Raw genomic sequence first — 678 nt, forward strand, 5'->3', positions numbered from 1 at the left:
TTTTAAGTGGTCACTTCAAGAGGGGAAATGGGGGGATTACCCCCTGTTTTCCAGGCGATCCAAGTGGATCGCCATCTTCTTCATATTCTGTACGGTTGCTGTCATCAGAGCTTGTTCCCTGACGTTTTGCAACCCGCGCAACCGGCAATAGCGAAACCCATGGAGCTCTTTGGCATCCGCGAAGCTTCGCTCAATCGTTTCTTTTCGTTTTCGGTATAAATACTTGCCGGATCGGCTGAGCCGGTTGTTTCGCACCCATTCCTTGCTGTCCTCCCAGACATGGCGCGTGACGATCTTGCGGTGATTCCGTGAACGGGTACATTGCTCCAGCATCGGGCAAGTCTTGCAGTGCCTCGGATCCGAGGCATATTGCCGGTATCCTTCTCGATTCGTGGTGCGGTACAACAATTCATGCTGAGCCGGACAAATATACCGGTTACGCTCGGCATCATAGGTAAACTTCCACTTCGGAAACAAGCCTTGGGTCGGATGAAATCTCCGGTGAGCAATCACGCCAAAGATCCCCCGTTCCTGCAATCCTTTACAGATGGGGGTTGTTAAATAACCTGAATCCAGGGCAATGGCTTCAACTTCAAAACCAAATCGCTCTCGTTGGCGATCCAAACGCGACAAATACGGTACAGAATCATGGACGTTTCCCGGCGTGACGTGGACATC

1 protein-coding gene is annotated in these 678 nt (G+C 51.5%); it reads right to left on the reverse strand.

The features are described from left to right. Positions 1 to 36 precede the first annotated feature (36 nt). The coding region (locus DP091_RS30470) for a transposase (protein WP_146747034.1) at positions 37 to 678 on the reverse strand (642 nt) is incomplete at its 5' end.

The organism is Paenibacillus sp. MDMC362 (genome assembly GCF_003269305.1).
Lineage (GTDB): Bacteria > Bacillota > Bacilli > Paenibacillales > Paenibacillaceae > Paenibacillus_AQ.